General features: G+C 36.8%; 20 protein-coding genes. 4 read left to right on the top strand and 16 right to left on the bottom strand.

Features of this window, described 5'->3' with window-relative positions:
- Positions 1–240: 240 nt before the first annotated feature.
- From GQR60_RS14385 to GQR60_RS14350, 8 genes are all read right to left on the bottom strand, one after another.
- Entirely contained in the window at positions 241–1,014 is a 774-nt protein-coding gene (locus GQR60_RS14385) for a hypothetical protein (RefSeq protein ID WP_124993600.1), read from the bottom strand.
- Positions 1,015–1,859: 845 nt separating this feature from the next.
- Positions 1,860–2,072, bottom strand: coding sequence for a hypothetical protein (locus GQR60_RS14380; RefSeq protein WP_124993599.1), 213 nt, complete (start codon positions 2,070–2,072; stop codon positions 1,860–1,862).
- 282 nt (positions 2,073–2,354) lie between these two features.
- Positions 2,355–2,549 carry a DUF1289 domain-containing protein gene (locus GQR60_RS14375; protein WP_124993598.1) on the bottom strand — a complete coding sequence of 65 codons (195 nt, stop codon included), beginning with the start codon at positions 2,547–2,549 and terminating at the stop codon, positions 2,355–2,357.
- 721 nt (positions 2,550–3,270) lie between these two features.
- Positions 3,271–5,748, bottom strand: a complete 2,478-nt coding sequence (locus GQR60_RS20290) for a helix-turn-helix domain-containing protein (protein ID WP_124993597.1) — start codon at positions 5,746–5,748, stop codon at positions 3,271–3,273.
- Between the two features lie 98 nt (positions 5,749–5,846).
- Positions 5,847–6,491 (bottom strand): response regulator, encoded by a 645-nt coding sequence (locus GQR60_RS14365; protein ID WP_124993596.1) that lies wholly within the window; start codon positions 6,489–6,491, stop codon positions 5,847–5,849.
- Between the two features lie 10 nt (positions 6,492–6,501).
- A complete protein-coding gene (locus GQR60_RS14360) occupies positions 6,502–9,246 on the bottom strand; it encodes a sensor histidine kinase (RefSeq protein WP_160463491.1) in 2,745 nt (914 codons plus the stop codon).
- Between the two features lie 136 nt (positions 9,247–9,382).
- A complete protein-coding gene (locus GQR60_RS14355) occupies positions 9,383–9,823 on the bottom strand; it encodes an RrF2 family transcriptional regulator (RefSeq protein ID WP_124993594.1) in 441 nt (146 codons plus the stop codon).
- Between the two features lie 253 nt (positions 9,824–10,076).
- Positions 10,077–11,717, bottom strand: coding sequence for a dipeptidyl-peptidase 3 family protein (locus GQR60_RS14350; protein ID WP_124993593.1), 1,641 nt, complete (start codon positions 11,715–11,717; stop codon positions 10,077–10,079).
- A gap of 178 nt (positions 11,718–11,895) precedes the next feature.
- Between GQR60_RS14350 and GQR60_RS14345 the strand changes: the two genes are divergently transcribed.
- Positions 11,896–13,092: a C1 family peptidase gene (locus tag GQR60_RS14345; protein WP_124993592.1), complete on the top strand. Its 1,197-nt coding sequence runs from the start codon at positions 11,896–11,898 to the stop codon at positions 13,090–13,092.
- Between the two features lie 132 nt (positions 13,093–13,224).
- Here the strand turns inward: GQR60_RS14345 and GQR60_RS14340 are convergent, their stop codons facing one another.
- Positions 13,225–14,877 carry a SulP family inorganic anion transporter gene (locus GQR60_RS14340; RefSeq protein WP_124993591.1) on the bottom strand — a complete coding sequence of 551 codons (1,653 nt, stop codon included), beginning with the start codon at positions 14,875–14,877 and terminating at the stop codon, positions 13,225–13,227.
- A gap of 344 nt (positions 14,878–15,221) precedes the next feature.
- Between GQR60_RS14340 and GQR60_RS14335 the strand changes: the two genes are divergently transcribed.
- On the top strand, positions 15,222–15,488 hold the full coding sequence (locus tag GQR60_RS14335) for a hypothetical protein (RefSeq protein WP_124993590.1): 267 nt from the start codon (positions 15,222–15,224) through the stop codon (positions 15,486–15,488).
- On the opposite strand, the gene dxs is transcribed toward GQR60_RS14335, so the two are convergent.
- Positions 15,485–17,398, bottom strand: coding sequence for a 1-deoxy-D-xylulose-5-phosphate synthase (gene dxs / locus GQR60_RS14330; RefSeq protein WP_124993589.1), 1,914 nt, complete (start codon positions 17,396–17,398; stop codon positions 15,485–15,487). The two genes, GQR60_RS14335 and dxs, sit on opposite strands and share 4 nt — an antisense overlap.
- A gap of 350 nt (positions 17,399–17,748) precedes the next feature.
- On the opposite strand from dxs, the gene GQR60_RS14325 reads away from it, so the two are divergent.
- Together GQR60_RS14325 and GQR60_RS14320 are read left to right on the top strand one after the other, a co-directional pair.
- Positions 17,749–18,633, top strand: a complete 885-nt coding sequence (locus GQR60_RS14325; protein ID WP_124993588.1) for an OmpA family protein — start codon at positions 17,749–17,751, stop codon at positions 18,631–18,633.
- Positions 18,634–18,686: 53 nt separating this feature from the next.
- The gene (locus GQR60_RS14320) at positions 18,687–19,475 is read left to right on the top strand and encodes a BtpA/SgcQ family protein (protein WP_124993587.1); all 789 of its coding nucleotides are present in this window, start codon (positions 18,687–18,689) and stop codon (positions 19,473–19,475) included.
- 42 nt (positions 19,476–19,517) lie between these two features.
- On the opposite strand, the gene frr is transcribed toward GQR60_RS14320, so the two are convergent.
- The 6 genes from frr to rplM form a co-directional block, all read right to left on the bottom strand.
- Positions 19,518–20,081, bottom strand: a complete 564-nt coding sequence (gene frr / locus GQR60_RS14315; protein ID WP_124993586.1) for a ribosome recycling factor — start codon at positions 20,079–20,081, stop codon at positions 19,518–19,520.
- 133 nt (positions 20,082–20,214) lie between these two features.
- Entirely contained in the window at positions 20,215–20,925 is a 711-nt protein-coding gene (pyrH, locus tag GQR60_RS14310; protein ID WP_124993585.1) for a UMP kinase, read from the bottom strand.
- A gap of 99 nt (positions 20,926–21,024) precedes the next feature.
- On the bottom strand, positions 21,025–21,849 hold the full coding sequence (gene tsf / locus GQR60_RS14305) for a translation elongation factor Ts (protein ID WP_124993584.1): 825 nt from the start codon (positions 21,847–21,849) through the stop codon (positions 21,025–21,027).
- Positions 21,850–21,875: 26 nt separating this feature from the next.
- Positions 21,876–22,754 carry a 30S ribosomal protein S2 gene (gene rpsB, locus GQR60_RS14300; RefSeq protein ID WP_124993583.1) on the bottom strand — a complete coding sequence of 293 codons (879 nt, stop codon included), beginning with the start codon at positions 22,752–22,754 and terminating at the stop codon, positions 21,876–21,878.
- Between the two features lie 101 nt (positions 22,755–22,855).
- Entirely contained in the window at positions 22,856–23,242 is a 387-nt protein-coding gene (gene rpsI / locus GQR60_RS14295; protein ID WP_101261689.1) for a 30S ribosomal protein S9, read from the bottom strand.
- 6 nt (positions 23,243–23,248) lie between these two features.
- A complete protein-coding gene (rplM, locus tag GQR60_RS14290; RefSeq protein ID WP_124993582.1) occupies positions 23,249–23,704 on the bottom strand; it encodes a 50S ribosomal protein L13 in 456 nt (151 codons plus the stop codon).
- Positions 23,705–24,029 lie beyond the last annotated feature (325 nt).

Here is a 24,029-nt window from a genome sequence, read left to right as displayed (position 1 = left end):
ATGAGTTTGTGTTCTGTCTTGTCCTTGCATAAATCTCATACCATAAGATAACAAAGTGTTGAAAACCTGCCAAATACAGCAATTATAACTTATCAACAACTTATCAAGGTTTTTAGACAGTCTGACGTTGAGTATATGCAATGTAGGCGATTGCGGGCTTCAAACTTGTCAAACCGTTACAATTTTGGAGCGGGACTACTATCTCGCCTATTTTGTATATACATTGTTAGCCACTGCTATTTATAGTTTAGATTTCAACAATTCAAATAATTTGGTTTTTGAACTAGGTAATATATCTTCCCACGTCTCTAAATATTCTTTCCAAGTCATTTCGTTATGAACTTTTATTTTAGCTAGAAAAGGAATCAAACCCCAAAGTTCATGTTCGGCTTGAAAAGTGTCATAAAGATTAGTTGCTATTGCACAATTAATCTCTCTGTTTTCACAATTTTCATATAAGGTGGAAAGGTTTTGATTAATCCAGCTCCCTAAGTATTCATCAATGCTATTACTCTTTCTATTCAGGATTTCATCAGCATAATCACTAAGTGCTGCTGAGTAATCTTTCCAGTTTGGATATGGAGGTTTAATTTTCCATGATTCAGCCATTTTTTTTAGAATAAAAATTGAAGCTAATTCACAAATTGATTCCTCAAACCATCCAAATCTAGTGTTCTTACTTTTAAAATTGCTTTCAATGATATGATGGCAATATTCATGAGCAAACTGATAAGCATATTTACACCAATAAGTATCTTTTACATGTAAAAAAATGAAATTAAAATCTGGACCAATTTGAAAAAGAGGGTAATCTATTGAATTCTGATTCTTCTCTGAATTAAATATTACTAACGGTCTTGTAGAGGTATCTTCAATTAATCTATCAAATTCTTCAATTACAGAATTTAAGACACTTGAAATATCGTTCACCCTTGCAGTGCCCCAAAAAGAGGTTTCCAGTATATATCGTTCTTTTATAATTATATTTTCTTGTGTAATTAAGCCTTCGTTCATTTTACTATATCTTCTTGTTTTAGTATTTCTTGTGCAGTTGTTTTTTTATAGTTGTGGCTAACTTCTTAAATTGTGCACCATAGGTGCACTTATTTCTGCTATATCAGATAAAAAGGTGCACAATACATGCCGTATTGGGGTGTATTGTGCACCTTTTTCAATTTTACAATCCCAAACTTAGCAAATTATAATCAATACTTTTGTGCTGTTTCGAAATAATTATGTGTTGAATAAAAATTAAACTGATTGTTCTTCAGTATTCAAACCAAAAACAGATTCGCGAGCTTATACCATTTGGCTTTATAGCTCAAACTATAGTCAATTTGGTCTAAAGTACTAAATCGAAATAAAGATTCAAGCCGTCAAACCTGCCAACTTTTAGGGATGTGAGTAATTGCACAAAAAAAGCTTTTCTATTTTGGAAAAGGGCCAAGGGAGAGCCATTTTTTCTATTTGCGTTGTGCTGTTTTAGCATCTTGCTATTATAAAATCAACTACTAATCGATGTTATTTATTTTATGTGGCTAAAGCCTATCTATTCACTTCATGTTATCAGTTGCTTAAAAGCAACTGCAATAGATGTTTTGCATTAGTTTCATTTCACTTTCTCAATCATTTATATTTTTTTTTGCCTAAAAAATAAGAGCAATAAACAGTCTGGTTTTCTATTTACATCAGTAAATGCTTTGTGTTTTTTATCTATTGCAGTTCGGCTTTAGCCAACTGGAATTAAAATATTCTTAGTGTTTGGCTTTAGCATCATCTTACTTCTTCAATCTCTTGCTTGCAAGGGTATCATTAAAAAACAAAGGGCTTCACATAGTGTGAAACCCTTAGCCTTAGCTTTAAACCAATTCGCTGTCTGCCACCTTTGTTTTTTTGCGGCGTTTTACCAACTCATTGTTTTTATCGATTAATTCGGCCATGGTTTTGGCGGTAGCTTCGTAGGTGGCAGGATTTACCTTTGCCATGGTATTCATATAGCCAACCAAGTTATTATTAATCGCTGCAATGCCCTCTTTCTTTAACTTACTGGTCGAAGCCAAATCTTTCTTCACGCTTTCAGCATGCTACTGTGGTTTTACTCGAAACCTGCTGTGCTTTTGGTCAAAACCTGCTGTGGTATTACTCGAAACCATACGTGCTTTTGGATGAAACCACACGTGGTTTGCATCGAAACCTGCTGTGGTTTTCTGAAAATATCAGATTTTGTTAAATCCAGTGTCTTTTATTGCTTTTATGGGTGTTTGTAAAAAAAGACATCCCGGGCTTCTGCCTGGGATGTTTCTGATATTTTTCTTGTTTGTTGAATTGTTATTCCAATTTTGGCTGTAATGTTTTTATCTGAAAAAAGTTCCTGTAGCTGTGTCGGGAGCATTTCGACGGTCGGCAGCTTTTTTAATTACCTCTTCTTTTTCTTTGTTGGTGTACAGCGACCAGTTGCCTATTTCTTCTGTTGTTCTTCTGCATCCAAAGCATACGCCGTTGCTGTCTTGCCGGCAAATGCTAATGCATGGTGATTGTATATCTTCCATATTCGTTAAATCAATTTATTGTTATTTAATAACTATTACTTGTTTAATAAACTTCCATACCAAAAATTAGAAGTTTTTAGCTAATAGCCCTTGGCTAAAAGCTATTTAAAACAGCAGGAAATATAAATTTGGAATGCGATTCATCCAAAAAGAAAGTAAAAATCGCACATGCTATTTAAATTGAATACAAATAAAGATAAAGTTATCTGTTTTTCAAAATGGAGACGCAGATGATTGTGATTTTTTATGATCTCTGCAAATGATTTTACTTCGTGGAAATCTGTGAATTTTTAGATTAAATTTTATCAAATGAAAAATCCCGAACTGCTAAGTCCGGGATTTTCTCTAACCCTAATTACTAACCTAAATCTAATCTATGAAAAAAAACTTATCTGTTTCTACATTACAAATATAGGGTATGGAAATGCTAAAAGGATTGAATTAAAGTTAATGAAACTTAAAAGGTTATTGGTTTATTTTGCATTTTTCAGGCATTCAGTGCCCTTAAAAAAAAGAAGCTAAAATTAGAAGAAGATTTTGCAAGCTTCTTCCTTATGAATTGGTATAACAGAAAAATCCCGAACCGCGAAGTCCGGGATTTTCTCTAACCTAAATCTAATCTATATGAAAAAACATTTTCTGTTTTGTACACTACAAATGTAGGGCATAGAAATGCTAAAAGGATTGAATTAAAGTTAATGAAACTTAAAAAGTTATTGGTTTATTTCGCATTTGCATTTTTTAAATAGGCCTGAACATATCGTATTTCAGAGTAAGAGTAATCTGAACCAAGTTCTTGTTTGCATTCATTCAAGCTTTCAACACCCTCTTTTTCAAGCTGTTTTTTAATTTTTTTGATCTTTTTTTTCTCCACAAATTTATCGAGAGGTAGCATTCCCAGACCTACGTAATGCGCCAGATGTTTATCTATTGTTGTAACGGTAAGATCTCTGAATGCGGAAATTTCACGCACTGTCCGGCCATTTTTATACAATTCCAGACTTATCTCTTTCGTATCTTGTTTGTTACCGGATTTTATTATTTTCTTCGGTTCAGCCGATGTGAAATTCAACAGACCCAGATTTTGCCCCTGGCGATATTCCGTAACCATTTTGATTACATCTGCGCCGTAGTGTTCAATTTTTTTCTTTCCAAAGCCTTTCACAGCTTTTAATTGATCGGTTGTGTAGGGCAGATTGTTGGCAATATCAACCAGACTTTGCTGCGAGGCGATGTAATAAACCGGAGCATTTATTTTATCGGCCAGATTCTTCCTCCATTTTTTTAGTGTCCGGAATAAATTGGGATGTTTTACGTTTTCATCAACCACCTCTTTAGGACTCTTTAAACGGAAGTTTTGTTTTTCGAAATGAGCCTTGGCCCGCACAGTTTGGTAATTGGCAGTATCGAATTTTTTCAAACACGATTTTAAACTAACAAGTTTAACGCTTAGCTTTTCATTCAACTGTTTTAAATGACCCTCAATTACTTTCTTTATATTTTGATTATCGGTATCGAAACTAAAATCTTTCAGAATGGATTGCAGGTGTTCCTCCAGTTTCCCCACGAAATAGGCCGAAGCTTTGCTGATCCTTTCCTGCGCCTCTTTGTTTTCATGCAAGTTCTGATTATCGGCACAATATCGTTTTACCGATGGAATAAATTTTTCGCCAACCACCAGAATTTCAGGTCCAAGAAATGGAAAGGCAGCATTCATTTTATCAGCTAAATTGCCCTGAATACTGTTTCTGTTATCCTGTAAGTGCTTGTTGCAGTAATTGCAGATTCGGTAGATATCATGAAAAGAAAACAGTTCTTCGAGAAGCTGAAACTGATATTTACGAATGGAATTCTCCAGATTTTCTTCCCCCGGAGGATTGGCTTCAATATTTTGAGTGAATTTAGATACGGCGTTGTCGCAGATGATTCCCGATTTACTTAGCGTTGATTTAAGAACCAATCCTTCCAGCGACTTGCATCGGCTCAAGGCCACGTAAACCTGCCCGTGTGCAAAAGCCGCATTGGCATCAATCACCGCTCTTTCAAAAGTCAATCCCTGACTTTTATGAATGGTAATTGCCCAGGCAAGCTTTAGTGGGAACTGCGAAAAACCACCCGAAATTGTTTCTTCAATTTCTTTGCTTTCCGGGTTGATGCTGTAATTGATGTTGTGCCAGTCTTCAGGATACACATCAATTTCGAAATTGTCTGTTTTGCATTTTACATGAATTACATCATCGCCAAAACCGGTAACCGTTCCTATTTTGCCGTTAAAATAGAGCTTTTCGGGCGAGCTGTCGTTTTTTACAAACATCACCTGTGCCCCTGTTTTCAATTGCAACTGCTCTTCGGTAGGAAAGGAGTATTCGGGAAAGATGCCTGTAATGTTCGCCTTAAATTGCTGCGATTTTCCCTTTAATTGCTTTAGTTTTTCTTCGTTTATCTTCTGAGCCCGGGCATTGTGTGTTGTTAAAGTGATGTAACCATCCTTATCGGTTGGTTTAAAATCGGGCAAATATCTTTTTTCCAATTCGGTATAGGATTCCTGCGAGAGTTGGTTGTTCCTGATTTCATTCAGAATTTTAATAAAGCTTTCGTCTTTTTGGCGGTAAACATGTGTAAGTTCGATACTTATGTGCTGCGATTGCAGAAATGCACGACTGCTAAAAAAGAAAGGGGTTTCGTAATGATTCCGAAGCAAACTCCATTCTTCATTTTTCACCACAGGAGGCAATTGCTGCAAATCGCCAATCATCAGTACCTGAACACCACCAAAAGGCAGGTTTCTGTTTTTAAATTTGCGAAGCACTTCATCTATACCATCCAGTAAATCGGCGCGAACCATACTAATTTCATCAATAATCAGCAGGTCGAGAGATTTTATAATATCGATTTTTTCTTTTCGGTATTTCCGGATGGGAGAATTGGATTCGGTTTTGGGGTTTTTATCTTCGTTTAAGATTTGCCCTGGCATTATGGGGCCAAAAGGCAGCTGAAAAAAGGAATGAATGGTTACACCACCAGCATTAATGGCCGCCACACCGGTGGGGGCAACAACTACCATTCGTTTGGGCAGTTCCTCTTTTAGCTGGCGCAAAAAGGTAGTTTTTCCGGTACCGGCTTTACCCGTTAAAAAAATTGTGGTGTTTGTGAATCGTACAAACTTGTGAGCCAGATCCAGTTGTGAATTGCTTTCCATTTTGTAAACATCTGTTTTTTGAGAAACTAAAAATACGAAATGTTAACGGGATACGAATGGAAATTTATGTAAGATCCGATAATTATACTATCAGGCGGTTAACTTATTTCAATAATTCTGTTTTTTACTGCATACATTACCAAGGAAGTTGAATTTTTACAAGCCGTTTTGCTTAGTAAATTAGACCGGTGGCGGTCAACCGTTCTTTGGCTGATAAATAATTCCTCTGCAATTTCAGCATTGCTGTAGCCATCACAAATTAGTTTTAAAACTTCCAATTCCCGTTGTGATAATTTTACGGTTTCAGTTCTTAATTTGTGCAGTCTTTTCTGATCAAGAATATCAACTAAAAGTTCCTGAGAGAAGTAACTTTTTCCGGCCATTACTGCCTCAAGTGCTGCTATCAATTCATCCGCATCGGAGTTTTTAAGCAGAAAACCTTTAACCCCGGCATCTAACATCTGATCGTAATATTCCTCTTCTCCATGCATGGACAGAACAATTATTTTCATGTCAGGAAATTTCTCGAGAGCTTTTCGGGTGGCTTCAATTCCATTCATTTCAGGCATGTTAATGTCCATTAAGGCAATATCGATCGGAATAGTATCTGCCATTTCGAGAAATTCTTTTCCGTTCGAAGCTTCCCCTACGATGTTGATGTTAGGAACACTATTTAAAAGAAACCGCAACCCACTTCTAAACATTTTGTGGTCGTCTACAATCATTACCCTGTACTCACTCATGCTTTTTAATTTACAGATTAATTTCTACTACTGCCATCATGCCGCCACGTTTTGGGTGGCTTTTTATTTTGTGCGAACCATTTAACGACTTAATCCTGCTAAATACATTATACAATCCCATTCCCGTTGATGTTCCGGCATTAATCTCCTTGGCATCAAAACCAATTCCGTCGTCAATATAGATAAGAGAAACTAAATTTTCTTCTCTTGACAAGTTTATTTCAATATTTGTTGCCTTAGCGTGTTTAATTGTATTGTTAATTAATTCGCTTACTACCCTAAAAATAACGACTTCAACCTGATGGTTGATTCGCTCTTTCATATTTTCAGCATAAAAACTAATGCTGATGGCCTGCGATAAATTGATTTTGTTGGTGAAAGAACGAATGGCTTTTTCCAATCCGAAATCGTTCAAAATATGCGGGCTCAGGTTGTTCGAAATTTCTTTGATGCTTACCAACGCTTCATTTACCGCTTCAACAGAAGCTTTTATAATGTTCTTTTTCTCTGCTTCCGATTCAAATTTATTTATGGATGACAGATACAAGTTGATGCTGGAAAGAAGAGGACCAATAGAATCATGCAAATCGGTAGCGAACCGTTTTCGTTCACTTTCTTCTGTGTTAATTACTGCATTTAGAATTTTGCGCTCGGTTTTCTGGCGTTCACTAATATCATTTACCAAAGACAAAATGAGTTTACTGTCCTGCAATTCTATCAGGCTAAGGTGAATTTCAACAGGAAAGCTTGATCCGTCTTTTCTTTTTTGCATCGACTCAAAAGAAAGAGAAGGGTAGGAAGCATTCAATTTTCTCCAATAAGAATGAAGTTCCGAACTGCTGTGTCTGGAATCTATTTCGCTGTAATTCAGTGTCAGAATTTCATCAGCAGAATAGCCCAGCCAATTGCATGCTGCTGAGTTGGCATCCAGAATATTGCCGTCAGTATTGTAAATTAATATTCCATCTGATGCCTGCTCAATTAAGGAACGCCATCTTTTTTCCGATACTCTCAACTTTCGTTCTTCGCTTTTTATTGTTTCTTCGGCTTCTTTTCGTTGGGTGATATTAATAAGTGTGCCAACAATGTTTAAAGGTTTTCCATTTTGGTCATAATCAAGAATTTGTCCTTTTGCTTTGAACCACATCCAGTCTTTAGTGGTTGTGAAAATTCTGAATTCGACAATAAACAATGCACTATAACCCAATTTGTTTTGCCGGTGTTTTTGTTTGATGATGATTAAATCTTCCGGATGAATAATTTTGCAGAGAAGATCTTTGGTGTTTGAAATGGTGACAGATTTATAACCCAGTTTATCCCAGATGATCTTACTAATGTAGGTTTGATCGTTTGCGAAATTATGCTCCCAAACACCATCCGAATTTGCATCTAACATTCGAAGAAGCCTGTCCCGGCTGCTTTTAAGTTCCAGATTTGCTTCTTCTAAATTTTCGGTTCGCACTTTAACAAGTTCCAAAAGATTGTGCCGGTGATCCTCCAGCTCCTGATTTTGTTTGATAATTTGTTCGGTTTGCAACTCCAGTTTTTCGTTCGCAAACACAACTTCTTTTGTTCTGTCGGCTACTCTTCGGTCCAATTCTTCATTTTGCTGAATCAGTTTCTTCTCATTTTGCTCCCTTTTCAATTTCGAGTATCTTAAAATGATTGCAATGATTAAGCCGAATATAATTATTACAAATAGTGATGTTTGGTACTGGGGAACAATAGGAGGTGGTTGATTACTGATGATACTGCCTTTTGGAAGTTGTTTAGGGAGAATTCCAAAATGTTTCATTTGTTCAAAATCGAATTTGAAATTGTTGTATCCTGATTGTACAATTGGAATTTTATTGATCTCTTTCCCTTGCAATACCTGAAGAGAAATTTTAGCTGCTAATTCCCCTTCTTTATATCCGCTTGTGAGCATTCCTCCAACAATACCCTCGTTAAAATAGAATTCCCAACTGCTATAGATTGGTAGTTTTGTTGCCTCTCGTATAATTTCAATATTTTCCTGATAGGAGATAAAATTGCCTTCTTTATCGCGGCTAAAATTCAGGAGGTAAATAATGCTGTTGGGGTCAAGGTGTTTAACCTGATCAACCAGTTCATCAATGAGTAAATTCTCCAAAAAAACAAGTTCAACATCGGTATGTAAGTCGGGCCAAAAAGATTTAATGTTATTTCTGTTTAAGATTGCCGACTGGGTCTGATTGTCGTTAATCACAACTAATTTTGTTGCTTTTGGATGCAAGCGCAAGGCAACTTCAATTGTTTTTCTGGAGTCAATTTCTTCGGTAACGCCTGAAATGTGTTCGATCCCTTTCACCAGCTGATCGGAGAATTGATTAATAGAACAGAAAATTATTGGTGTGTTTTTAAAGAAATCGGTATAATAATCTCTTACAAAATCCAAGGCATTGTTGTCAGAAACAATGATGGCATCAAATTTATTTTTTAGATGCTTGAGGCCATAAAGATTCGCGAATTCTTTCAGATATTCTGGATTTGAATTCCTTTTTGTGTCCATGTATTCAAACATCAGCTCAACATCGTCTTCATGGCCCAAAACAGACTGTATTCCGGCACTTACATTATCGGTCCAATTCAATCCCTGATGGTAAGAATGCAAAACAAGTACTTTTTGTTTTCTTGCAGAAGCCCGAAATGCAAAAAGGAAAACGAAAAAAATCAGAAGGAGAGTCTTCCAACGAATGTTACTTCTATTACTCATATTCAGTTTATACTTCTCCATCATAAAATGGTTATATCGGGTCAGTTTCAAAGGAAGGGTAAGATACAAAGGCTAAATATGATATGCTATGTTGTAAAATACCCAATTTGGGCACCTTTATGGTTTCGGATTTTCAGATTTATTGCCTGAAATATATCTATTTAATGTTCTGTGTTAGAACAGCTTCTCCGCTTAGGATTTTTTTTGCAAGACTTTGTATGGTTCGTTTTTTTACAAGAACAGTATAATTTTTTCTTAATTCTGAAAAATCATCATGCAAAGGGCATTTGTTTTCATGATCACAATTCTTAAAGCCAAAACTACAGCTGATAAAAGATTTTTCTCCATCAATTGCTGTAATAATTTTATAGAGTTGAAGATCTTCATGCTCTTTATCAAAGAAAAATCCGCCATTTCTTCCTTTCAAGCTTTTTATTAGATCGAAGCGTGTTAGTACCTGCAATATTTTTGCAGTGAAATGTTCAGGTGATTCTATATTTTTGGCTATTTCCTTAAATCCCGGACGTTTTTCTTTCCAGTTTTGCAACTGGATATAAACCAGTGCACGAATCGCATATTCGGCAGTTTTTGAGAGCATAAATATTATGAATTGCTAGTACTTATTTAAACTTATTATAACAGAAATTAAAATCCAGAAAAAGACAAAGGGGTCTTTTAGTCGCTAAATTAGATTAATATTTTAACAATTACAAAAGGGAGGAAATAAGGGGAATGGGATTACAGAAGGTGTTTTGAGAGGGAACAAAAGAGGCAAAATCAATTTTGATTCTGCCTCTTTTTCTATTTTCAGCTCGAAATAGTCTCAGCGCTAACTGCTGACACTAATTTATTTACAATCCCAATACGTTCATTCCCTGTTTAAATACAACATCTTTTGGAATACCGGCACTGTTAATACGATCTAAATCTTTCTGAAGATCTTCACGAATAAAACCTCTGTCGGCAATCATTTGTTTTGCCGCTTCATAGTCACCATCACCCTGAACAATTAGAATTTGTTTTCCCAATTCATTCATAGCAGCTTTCATTTTCCCGAAATCAACTTTGTAAGTTCCTGTTTCTGCATTTCTTGTAAAGGCACCTTGCTCTTCGAAGAAATAGAAACGAATCATATTTGCTTTTCCGTGAGCACTGGCAGCACCAAAACGTACCGAACGGAAAATACCTGCCATAAAAGTAACATAGTTATCCATCAGCTTGTCAGCATCGAGTTCGCCCCATTCAGCCATTTGTGTAATCATGTACAAACCAAGAATATCTGCTTTTCCTTCTTCAATAGAAGTATAAGTATCCTTCAATGCTTTGCGAACGCTTTCATGATCTTTTAAAGTGTATTTAATACCCAAACCGTGAGCTACTTCGTGAAACATTACATTCTCGAAGAAAGCATCAAAAGTTACGTTCTTGCGTTGACTTTCGTCCATCAGTAAATCAGAAATAGGAACTAAAATCTTATCGAATTTAGCTTTCATTGCATTTTTTAACTGCAATTTTCTTGATCCTTTTTGAGCATGAACACGAGGATCGTTTGGCAGGTTAATAGCAATGTTCTTGCTGCCCGCGTTGCAATCGCCGGCATAGTAAATCACATCGTAAACATTCATATCCGCGTTGGCGTTCGCTTTTTCTGCTTTGTATTTGGCAGGAACAGGAAGACCTTCCTGCAGGCGTGGCAGTAATGAAGCAAATTTTGATAATTTTTTGCTCCAAACTTTGTCTTTTACCAAAATCTGACCCGAATGAGAAGCTTTGTATCCGTAAAGAGCATCTTCGTATGTTTCGATAGGACCAACTACGAAATCAAGCGTGTTGGTTTTCATATCCATCCAAGCCAAATCAGAAGCCAGATAATCATCAGTAAGAAGAGCCGTAGAACGTAGCTCAAGATATTTTTTCAGACCAGCATCTTCAGCTAATTCTGAGGCTTTTAGTAACAAATCAGCAGCTTTTTTAATTTGTTCTTTGTAAACAACATGATAAGGAACCACTTTCAGTTCTCCGTTCTCGTCACGTTCAATTTTTGTATACCAATCGGTTTTCATTTCGTCTGGAATGGCATCAAATTCTTCTTGAGTCATGTCGCCTGGATAGAAGTTTGCACCTTTAGGTTTTGCCCCAAATCCGTCTATAAAAGGCAGGTTGTCGTTCAGACGATCCCAAGGGCCGTAATTTATTTTTGAATAAGCAACAGCAGCAGGATCAGTAAGTGCTCCTAAAAATTCCGCTTTGTCTCCAATTGCATCTTTCCAGAATAACTCTTCCATAATATCAGCAACTTCCATTAAAATAGGAAGCATTTTCTTTTCTTTTTTAGTTAGTTTACTGATGTCTGTTGTAAGTTCAAATTCAGCGTACTGATCTACTAATTTTTGTATTGGAGAAACCTCAGTTTTTTTGGCTGGTTTCTCATTACAAGCTACAAAGCCTATACTCATAGCCAGCAACAGTGTAATTGAAGCGATTTTTTTCATTTTTGTGTGATATTTAAGTTAGAAAATGTTGTTTGGTTTTGATTTTTCCAACAATAAAATTGTTGAATTATTTTTACATTGCATGATCTTTTTGTTAATAATCAAAAATACAGCAAAGAATTGTTTTATCAAGATTTACCTGATAATAATTAACTTAAACAAGCTAACAATTATAAAAATGAAGAATAAATATTTAATTGCGGCCATTCTTGCATTTGGCCTGTTTCAAACATCTTCTGCTAAAAAAAAGGAAGAGGTAAAGAAAAGCTATCAGTTTACTATTGAAAAGCAATTGAAAGCAACGCCGGTGAAAAATCAGTACCGATCCGGAACTTGTTGGTCTTTTGCAAGTATTTCATTTTTGGAATCGGAAATTATTCGGTTGGGAAAAGGAGGATTGGATCTTTCGGAGATGTTTATTGTGAACCGTAACTATCATTTACGTGCCAGGGATTATGTCCGTTTTCACGGGATGAAAAGTTTTTCTGCCGGAGCTGAAGGCTGGGATGCTTTAAATGTGGTGAAGAAATATGGTCTGATTCCGCAATCGGCTTACTCAGGAAATACATTTGGTGAAACAATGCCGGTGCACGGCGAAATGGATGAGGTTTTGAAAGCCTATGTTGATGCTGTGGTGAAAAACAAGAACAAAAAAATTACTCCGGTTTGGATGAAAGGTTTTGATGGAATTTTAGATGCTTATTTAGGTGAGATACCAGAGACTTTTACGTACAATACTAAAGAATACACACCAAAGTCTTTCGCAAAGGAACAAGGCCTTAATATGGACGATTACGTAACAATTACTTCCTATACACATCATCCGTTTTACGAAAGCTTTATTTTTGAAGGACCGGATAACTGGTCGTTGGGTAAGGTGTACAATTTACCAATGGATGAAATGATGCAGGTTGTTGATAATGCCATTGAGAATGGATACAGTCTTGCCTGGGGAAGCGATGTTAGTGAAGATGGATTTGCATATCGTAAAGGTGTGGCTGTAGTTCCCGAAACCGAAGAAAAAAGCATGGATAATGCGGAAATTTCGAAATGGGAGAAAATGAGCAAGGATCAGAAAGCGGCATACGGAACAGAATATCCTGTGAAAGAAAAAGAAATAACACAGGAAATGCGTCAAACTGCGTTTGATAATTACGAATCGACTGAAGATCATTTGATGCACATGGTGGGTACTGCGAAAGATCAAAACGGGAACAGGTATTACCTGATTAAAAACTCGTGGGGAACCGACAACAATCCTTACGATGGATATTTTTATGCATCGAAGGCATTTGTACAGTACAAAACCGTTGGTTTGCTATTGCATAAAGATGCGATTCCTACCGAGATTGCCAAGAAACTGGGATTGAAATAAAATCCAAATACTAATGAAGTGGGCTTGGATGAAAATTCAAGCCCTTTTTTATACAAAACACCTCCTCCCACGTGGGAAGGAGGTGAAAAAAAAGCAATGGAAACGAATTTCCATCACGAATATCTTTTGAGCTTATCCAATTTTCGCTTTATCGGTCACTACATAGTATCTCGGATCATCAATATCTCTCAAAATAACGGTTCTAAAGTGATCATCGGCACGTTGCAGTAAAGTAATACAGTCTTCACTTAAGTGTTTCAATTTAATGGTTTTTCCGGCATTTTCATACTTCTGAACCAAATTACTAATTGCTTCAATTCCCGAATGGTCGGCTACACGCGATTCGATAAAATCAATTTCTACCGATTCAGGATCATTTTCGACATCAAATTTGTTATTGAAAGTGGTTATGGAACCAAAAAACAGAGGTCCCCAGATTTCATATATTTTAGTACCATCTTCCCGAAACGATCTTCTTGCACGGATTCTACGGGCATTTTCCCAGGAAAAAGCAAGAGCACTTACGATAACACCAACCAGTACTGCAATGGCAAGATCGAAGATAACAGTTAGGCCGGATACAAGAACCAATACAAAGGCATCGGCTTTTGGTATTTTAAGTAATACATTAAAGGTTGACCAGGCAAATGTTCCGATAACCACCATAAACATTACTCCCACAAGTGCAGCGATTGGCACCATTTCGATATAAGGAGAGGCAAAAAGAATAAATATCAATAAGGTAGATGCAGCAATAATACCTGATAGTCTTCCTCGTCCGCCCGATTTTACATTAATCAGCGATTGACCAATCATGGCACATCCACCCATTCCACCGAAAAATCCGGTAACGATATTTGCAGCTCCCTGAGCCATACATTCGCGGTTTCCGTTTCCACGGCTGTTGGTAATTTCATCCAGTAAATTCAAAGTCATTAGCGACTCAATAAGACCAATGGCTGCTAAAATTACCGCATAAGGAAGAATAAATGCAACGGTAGTCCAGTTGAAAGGAACCATTACAAACAATTGACTCTGGAAAGAAGGCAAACCACCTTTAAGACCAGTACCGCCGCCATCTCTAATAAATGATCCAACAGTGCTGACATCAAGATTCCCAAATATTACAATGGCCGATACAGTTAAAATTGCAACAAGAGCTGCAGGTATTTTACTTGTAATTTTAGGAAGAAGATACATGATACTCATGGTGAGAATTACCAAACCAACCATCGTATATAGAACTTTATCTGCTGCCCAAAAAGTTTCACGGTTTATATGTAGGGTGTAGTCTGAGAAAGAAATGGCATCCCAGTTAATTACCTGTGGAAACATCCCAAGCTGCGACATGAAAATAACAATTGCCAAACCATTTACAAACCCCATCATAACAGGGTGGGGAATGAGTCTGACGAATTTACCAAACTTGAAAACACCGGCTAAAAATTGAAGAACACCTGCCAGAATTATTGTTGCGAACAAATAGTTCAAACCCATATCCTGAACAGGATTAGCCATTGCCATTCCCAGATCATTTCCTTCCTTTACAAGGCTGACCAAAACAACTGCCATGGCTCCGGTAGCTCCGGATATCATTCCCGGGCGACCACCAAAAACAGAAGTAATTAAACCAACCATAAAGGCAGCGTAAAGTCCAACTAAAGGATCAACACCAGCCACAAAGGCAAAGGCAACCGCTTCTGGTACCAACGCAAGAGCTACGGTTAATCCGGATAATATATCATCTTTTGAATTTGCTGCTTTCTTTCTAAAAAAATCTACCATATGTTATCATCAAAATTTTGAATAAGTCGGCAAAACTAGGCTTTTAATATTTAGGAATGCTGGTATTGGGGTATAGAATTCACTTTTATTTGAGCGAAAACGATTTATGTGCGACCCAAGATGTTTCGGGAAGCTTGATTTCGTTCTCATTTTCAATTTTGTACCATTAAATTGGAAATATAAATAGACTTCTTTCCGGAGAATATTTTTTTTCATTCTCTTAAATTCCTTAAATTGAGATCAGTAATAAAAGAGGGAATGATTCTGTTTGAAACTCTTATCTGCCCGGACCAGTTTTAGGGGAATGTGAAAAAAGATTGATATCGATTATTAATCAGTGTGTGATGAAAAGAGTAATTAAGGACTTTAAAAGCATTGGTATTGAGTTGATTCAACGTCTGATAAAAACCTTTCCCGATGGAATTTATGAAGATGACTTGATCAGTATTACCAAACCAAATGGTGATAAAATAAATGTTGTGGAGTTGCGTACCGAAGACACAATCTATCTAATTAAAATGAATCAGGAACTTCAGGCCCGAATTGATTCTTTTACAGGAGATTTCGAAGGGCTTGATCCTTATTCTGATGGATATAGAGATAATCATTAACCCTCAGTTTCGGCTAAAATTTCGGTTACTGATTCTATGATTCCCAATTTGTCGTATCCACATTCACGATACAATTCCTGCTGAGTACCTTGTTCTACCCACTTATCGGGTACACCCAATCGTTTTACTCTTACCTGATAATGATTATCATTCGCAAACTCGATGACTGCAGAACCTAATCCGCCAATAATACACCCATCTTCAAGAGTGATAATTTGATTGTGCTTTCCAAGAACCTCATGCAATAATCCGGTATCAATAGGTTTCAGATATCTCATGTCGTAATGGGCAATCGAATAGCCGTCTTTTTCCAGTTCTTCAATGGCATCCACAGCTTCCACACCAATGGCACCAATCGACAAAATTGCAAGATCTTTTCCGTCTTTTAGTTTTTGGCCTTTGCCAACAGGAAGAATCTCAAAAGGTTTTTGCCAATCAAGAATACGACCCTTACCTCGAGGGTAACGAATAGAAAAAGGACCCATATTTTCTTGTTGGGCAGTAAACATCAAATTTCTCAACTCAATAGCATCAAGAGGAGAAGCAATTGTCATATTTGGAATGCATCTGAAAAATGCAAGATCGTAAACGCCGTGATGAGTTGCACCATCGGCACCAACAATACCACCGCGATCCAGGCAGAAAACAACATTTACATTTTGCAAAGCTACATCATGAATCACTTGATCGTAAGCTCTTTGCATGAATGATGAGTAAATGGCACAGAATGGTAATTTTCCTTTTGCAGCCAATCCTCCCGAGAAAGTAACGGCGTGCTGTTCTGCAATCCCAACATCAAATGCACGATCGGGCATTTTTTCCATCATGATATTTAATGAACTGCCTGTTGGCATTGCTGGTGTAATTCCAACAATTTTATCATTCATTTCGGCCAGTTCAACCAAAGTATTGCCAAAAACTTCTTGAAATTTTGGTGCTTGCGGACTCGTTGATTCAGGTTGTAAAATTTCACCTGTTACCTTGTCGAACATTCCTGGGGCATGCCAGTAAGTCTGATTCTGCTCTGCCAGTTTAAACCCTTTTCCTTTTTTTGTAATAACGTGCAAAAGTTTTGGTCCGGGAATTTTTTGTAAATCACCCAAAATTTTCACCAAGTGATTCACATCATGACCATCAACAGGTCCAAAATATCTAAAGTTAAAAGCCTCAAAAATATTACTTTGTTTTAGCAGAATGGTTTTGATTCCTTGTTCTACTTTCTGAAATAATTTTTGAGTATTTGGATTTAACCGGTTTAATTTCCCAAGAAACCGCCAAACATCATTCTTTACTTTATTATAGGTTTGAGAAGTGGTGATATCCAGCAAATAGTTGTTTAAGCCTCCAACATTAGGATCGATAGCCATATTGTTATCGTTTAGGATAACCAGTAAATCAGCATTATTGTTGGCCGCATTGTTTAATCCCTCAAAAGCCAGACCGGCAGTCATCGATCCATCACCAATTACAGCAACTGTTTTTCGATCGGTCTCTCCGTTTAGATGGGCAGCAGTCGCCATTCCTAATGCGGCAGAAATCGAAGTAGAGGAGTGTCCAACAGTAAAAGTATCGTATTCACTTTCGTTCCTGTTAGGGAAACCACTTATTCCTTTGTATTTTCTGTTCGTATGAAAAACATCTTTTCTTCCGGTAAGAATTTTATGTCCGTATGCCTGATGACCCACATCCCAAATCAGGTTGTCGTAGGGAGTATTTAGTACGTAGTGAAGTGCAACGGTAAGTTCTACCACACCCAAACTGGCACCAAAATGCCCTGGATTACACGAAACTTCTTCAATAATTTCCTGGCGCAATTCTTCGCAAACCTGAATAAGGTCGTCTTCAGATACCTTTTTCAGATCGGATGGAAAATTGATTTTATCTAAAAATTCTTTTTCAGACTTGGCCATGTACGAAATCCCCTTTTTAATCGTTTAACAGAATAAGAATTTGTTTCCCAATCATTTTTTTCAACTGATAGCGGATAAACAGATTATTCTGGAAGAAAAATATTGACGAAGATAATAATAAAAACTAAAGTATTCTTCTGTCTGGTGATGACGATACCATGTCAGATTCTTATATTTGCTTGTGTAATTGCAAGTTTCATTACTAACAAAAGTACAATTTAAACATGTTCAAAAAAACGAGTCAGCTGGTATTTATTTTAGCATCAGTTTTTCTATGCTTTTCTTGTGTTCCGACAAGACAATTTCAAGAACTCCAATCTAAGCAGCAAAACTGTCAGGACGAATTGGAGATGGAAAAGGAAAAAAATCTCACGCTAAGCGAATTGAATAATGAATTGAGTGGAAAACTTGAGGTTTTAGATGGAAAATATAAAAATATTCTTGCCGATACATTGCTGATATCAAGGCGTCTTCAGTCTGCACGGGAACGATTAAGTAGAATTGAAAAGAGTAATCAGGATTTACTAAATCAATTGGCAGGAATGCAGGCCGGAAATGCGAAAGAAACCAAAGCTTTATTAGGTCAGATTAAAAAAGCTCAAAATGAATTGAGATTGCGCGAAGACGAGGTTCTTTCATTGGAAAAAGAAATGGATGCCCGCAAACGAACCCTTGATACTTTACAGTCTGAATTGAACCGGAGAGATAAGCGATTGCAGGAGTTGGAATCGGCTTTAAATAGAAAAGATGAGGCCGTAAAGGCTTTAAAACAAAAGGTAATGAATGCCCTTACCGGATTTGAAGGCAATGGTTTGTCTATCACTACTAAAAATGGAAAGGTTTATGTCTCTATGGATGAAAAACTCCTTTTTAAATCGGGAAGTTATCAGGTGGATCAAAGAGGAGTGGAAGCATTAGGGCATTTGGCAGGTGTATTGTCCCAAAACAAAGATATTAATGTAATGATTGAAGGTCATACCGACAATGTTCCTTACAAGGGCAGCGGTGAGCTAAAAGACAACTGGGATTTAAGTGTGAAAAGAGCAACATCGATTGTTAGGATACTGATTTTAAATGCTGGAATTGATGCTGAAAGACTTACCGTTGCGGGTCGTAGTAAATACGTGCCGATTGGTACTAATGCAACCGCCGAAGGTCGTAGTAAAAATCGTAGAACTGAGATCATTCTCACCCCAAAATTGGATGAGTTGTTTAAGATTCTAGAAAGTAACTAAATAATGTTTTAATGATCTCATATCTTAATTTTGATATCTCAAATCCTTAAAATATGAAGCTTAATAAGTCGATCATCGGAATGGTGCATGTTCAGGCATTGCCTGGAACGCCGAAGAATAAATATTCCTTGGCAAAGATTTGTGAACTTGCTGTAAAAGAAGCCAGGCAGTATGAAACAGCCGGTTTGGATGCAGTCATGATTGAGAATATGCACGACGTTCCTTACCTAAAAGGTTCGGTGGGGCCGGAAATAACAGCAGCTATGGCAGTTGTTGCAAAAGCAGTGCGTGATGCGGTAAAATTACCTTTAGGAATTCAAATATTGGCAGGAGCGAATAAAGAAGCTCTGGCGGTGGCAAAAGCGGCTAATTTTCAATTTATCCGTGCCGAAGGTTTTGTATTTGGACATGTTGCCGACGAGGGTTATATTGATTCTTGTGCCGGGGAGATGATGCGCTATCGAAAAGAGATTGGGGCAGATGATGTTTTTGTGTTTACAGATATTAAAAAGAAGCACAGCTCACATGCCATTACTGCGGATGTTGATATTGCAGAAACAGCGGAGGCTGCCGAATTTTTCTTAAGTGATGGAGTTATTATTACAGGCTCTTCAACAGGGAAAACTGTTTATTTGCACGAATTAAAAAGCCTGAAGGATAAAATTCATATTCCAGTATTAATTGGATCAGGTATTACTGCTGAGAATCTTTCGGAGTATTGGGATTATGCTTCTGCTTTTATTGTCGGTTCGCATTTTAAGGAAGATGGATATTGGGAGAATGACATTTCTGATGAGCGATTGAAAATATTTATGCAGATAGTTAAGAAATTAAGAAACTAATAATTGTAAAAAAAGCTGCCAACCGGCAGCTTTTTTCAATTATTATATGGTCATGATATCTTTCTCTTTTTCAACCAGCAAGTCATCAATTTTCTTGCTGAATGTGTCGGTAAGCTTTTGAACAAAAGCTTCTGCATCTTTTTCAATATCTTCCGACAAACCATCTTTCACCAGTTTTTTTAATTCAACATTGGTATCTCTTCTGGCATTTCGGACGCTAACTTTGGCGTGTTCACATTCAGCTTTAGCCTGTTTTACCAAGTCGTTTCTGCGTTCTTCGGTCAAAGGAGGAATATGAATTCTGATTAATTCTCCGTTATTATCCGGATTAAATCCCAAATTTGAATTCATAATCGCTTTTTCGATTTGTACAATCATTGGTTTTTCCCAAGGCTGAATAGCAATTGTTCTAGGATCAGGTACACTTAGGTTGGCAACCTGAGCAAGAGGAGTCAAGCTTCCGTAGTAATCCACCATTACACCATTCAACATGCTTGGATTTGCTCTTCCAGCACGAATTTTCACTAATTCTTTTTCAAGATGGTCAACAGCCGCTTCCATCCTTTCCTGCGTATCATCCAGATACATTTGAACTTCTTCATTCATCGGAGAAAGATTTTTATATGTTTTTATTGATCAATGTATAGTGCTTACAAAAATAGCAAAAATCTATGATGAAATAAAGATAGTCCTTTTTTACTAAAACTAAAATGTATCAGTAGTAAAGAGCTTTTGGCTGTTAATTGTGAACTAATGTTCCAATATTTTCACCTTCAATCACTTGCTTTAAATTTCCTTTTGTATCCATATCAAAAACAATTATTGGTAAATTGTTTTCTTTACACATTGTTGTTGCAGTTAAATCCATAACTCTCAAATCTTTGTGATAGATTTCATCGAAGGTAATGGTTTCAAATTTTGTAGCAGTACTGTCTTTTTCAGGATCAGCAGTATAAATGCCGTCAACACGGGTTCCTTTAAGCATTACGTCAGCTTCTATTTCAATTCCTCGAAGCGAAGAGCCAGTATCTGTTGTGAAATATGGATTACCTGTTCCGGCAGAGAAGATCGTAACACAACCTTCTGAAAGGTAGTCTACCGCTTTTTGCTTTGAATAGAATTCACCAATTGGTTCCATTCGAATGGCTGTTAAAACCCTTGATTTGCATTGAATGGCTTCCAATGCGGAGTTAAGAGCAAGGCTGTTAATTACTGTAGCCAGCATTCCCATCGAATCGCCTTTTACACGGTCGAAACCTTTAGCTGCACCGCTTAGCCCGCGAAAAATATTACCGCCGCCAATTACGATTCCAACTTGAACACCTAGATCAGTTATTTCTTTAATTTGTTCGGCATAGTCACTTAATCGTTGTGAATCAATTCCATATTGTTGATCACCCATTAATGATTCGCCGCTTAATTTTAGCAGTATACGTTTGTATTTAACCATTCTTTCAGATTTTTATACCCAAAGTTGAGAAAATTCTACGATAAGATAAAAAAAAAGAGTTCCGGAAAGGAACTCTTTTTATATGTAATAATAATTGTATTAAGCATTTAATGTGAAACGCATCATTTTCGTCACAGTTAAATCTTTGTCAGATTCAGCAAGATACTGCTTAACAGTTTGCTTGTTGTTTTTAACAAAGTCCTGGTTCAATAATGTTGATTCTTTAAAGAATTTAACCAATCGGCCTTGTGCAATTTTATCAAGCATAGCCTCAGGTTTTCCTTCTAAACGAGCTTTTTCTTTTGCGATTTCAAGTTCTTTTGCAACTACATCAGCAGCAACATCATCCTTATCAATACTAATTGGAGCCATAGCTGCAGCTTGCATAGCAACGTCTCGGGCCATTTGCTCATCCATTGATTTGTTAAAACCAATCATAGTAGATAATTTGTTTCCTGCATGAATATAGGCAACAGAATATTCTGCTTCCATTTTACCAAAGAAACTCAAATCGATTTTCTCACCGATAACACCGGTTTGCTCAGTAACGTGTTCTTCAACTTTTCTTCCTTCAAGCTCTAAAGCTTTCAAAGCTTCAAGATCTGCAGGCATGTTTGCCAAAGCTAAATCAAGAATTTTAGTTGCAAATTCTACGAAACTATCATTCTTCGCAACGAAGTCAGTTTCACAGTTTAGAGTGATCATTACACCACTTTTTTTATCTTCAGAAACTTTTGCTAATACAACACCTTCAGTTGCTTCTCTGTCGGCACGTTTATTAGCAATCGCCATTCCTTTTTTACGAATAATGCTTACCGCTGCGTCAAAATCCCCTTCAGCTTCAGTAAGAGCATTTTTACAATCCATCATTCCTGCGCCAGTTGCTTTACGCAATTTGGCTACGTCTGCTGCTTTAATAGACATGATATATCTAATTTTTTGTTAGTTAATTATTCCTTATCATTCTTTTCTTCTTCAGTAGCCGGAGCTTCTGGAGTCGTTTCTGCAACTGGAGCTTCTGGTGCAACTTCTACAGCTGGAGCAACTTCAGTAACTGGTGCTTCTTTGGCAGGAGCATCTGCTTTCTTAGCTTTTTTAGGCTTAGAAGCTTTCTTTTCAGTTGATTCACTATCTTTTTCTACTTTTCTTTCCGATAAACCTTCTTTAATAGAAGCGGTTACAATGTCAAGAATGATAGAGACAGAGCTGGAAGCGTCATCATTACAAGGAACTACGAAATCAATACCATCTGGGCTTGAGTTTGTATCAACCATTGCGAAAACAGGAATACCCAAACGGTTTGCTTCTTTAACAGCGATATATTCTTTCATTACATCAACTACAAATAGAGCTGCCGGTAATCTGGTCAGATCAACAATACTACCTAAGTTTTTTTCCAACTTAGCTCTTTGACGAGATACTTGTAGTCTTTCTCTTTTAGACAGGTGGTTAAGAGTTCCGTCACCTTCCATTTTGTCAATGGTAGACATTTTCTTAACAGCCTTTCTGATAGTAGGGAAGTTAGTTAACATACCACCTGGCCAACGCTCAGTTACATATGGCATATTTACTGCTGCTACTTTTTCAGAAACGATTGATTTTGCTTGCTTTTTAGTAGCAACAAATAGAATTTTTCTTCCTGATTTAGCGATTTGTTTCAATGCTGCGGCGGCATCATCCAGCTTTACAGCTGTTTTGTGCAAGTCGATAATGTGAATTCCATTGCGCTCCATGAAAATATAAGGAGCCATTTTTGGATTCCATTTTCTAGTCAAGTGACCAAAATGGCAACCTGCTTCTAATAATTCTTCAAATGTTGTATTTGACATTTTTGTTTTTTTTAATCGTTTACATTCATTTTATGGCAATTGCTAAGTAGTTCGAAAATCGAAGTCTTACCAATTTAGATACTAAACTTGCCACAAAAATTTTAACGCTTGCTAAATTGAAATTTCTTACGTGCTTTAGGTTGACCTGGTTTTTTACGTTCAACCTCACGAGGATCGCGAGTCATGAAACCAGCAGTTCTTAGTGCTGATTTTGATTCTGCATCAATTTTAACAAGTGCTCTGGAGATTGCCAAACGAAGAGCTTCTGCTTGACCTGTAACTCCACCACCATCAAGATTTACTTTGATGTCGTATTTTTCAGCTACCTCTAAAAGGTTTAAAGGTTGCTTTACGATATACTGTAGAGTTCCGGTAGTAAAGTACTCTTTAAGCTCTTTTTTGTTGATGGTAATCTGACCTTTACCTTCGCTTACGTATACACGGGCAACAGCTGCTTTTCTACGTCCAATAGCATTAATAACTTCCATACCTACTTATTTAATTGTGTTTAAATCTAATTTTTTTGGCTGCTGAGCTTCGTGTTTGTGCTCAGGACCTACAACTACATATAGGTTTGTGTAAAGAGTTCTTCCTAAACGATTTTTTGGAAGCATACCTTTAACAGCCTTCTCAATTAATCTTTCTGGGTGTTTCGCCAAAAGATCAGCTGGAGTTTTAATTCTTTGTCCACCTGGGTGTCCGGTGTAAGAAAAATACTTTCTGTCTGTCATTTTATTTCCAGTCATACGTACTTTCTCAGCATTGATAATAATCACGTTGTCTCCACAGTCAACATGAGGAGTGTAATTAGGTTTGTATTTACCTCTAATCAGCTTTGCTACTTTAGAGCTAAGTCTACCTAACACCTGATCTGCTGCATCAATAACAATCCACTCTTTAGTAGCAGTTGCTTTGTTTGCAGAAACTGTTTTGTAACTTAATGTATCCACGTTAAAAACTTTTAATAAATAATACTTTTAATACAATTATTCCAATTTGGCTTGCAAAAGTACAAGAATCCTATAAATACACCAATTTTTTTAACGATTTATTGATGAAGAACTTAACCTGATGTGGATAATCGGGTAATGTGGAGGAGTTAAGTCTGTCAAAAAATCAAATTGATATATTTCCCAATAATGAATCCTTTACTTGCTAAGGGTAGTAGAATCAAGTTGTTGGGGTAGGGAGTCATAGTAAGTAAGCCCATCGTTACAATTTCTCTGCAAAAGTATGAAATAAATTTATTTTTGAAGTCTCTTTTTAGTATTTTTT

The organism is Labilibaculum euxinicum, assembly GCF_009795715.1.
GTDB classification, from domain to species: domain Bacteria; phylum Bacteroidota; class Bacteroidia; order Bacteroidales; family Marinifilaceae; genus Labilibaculum; species Labilibaculum euxinus.
This window is presented reverse-complemented; position numbering and strand designations above follow the sequence as displayed.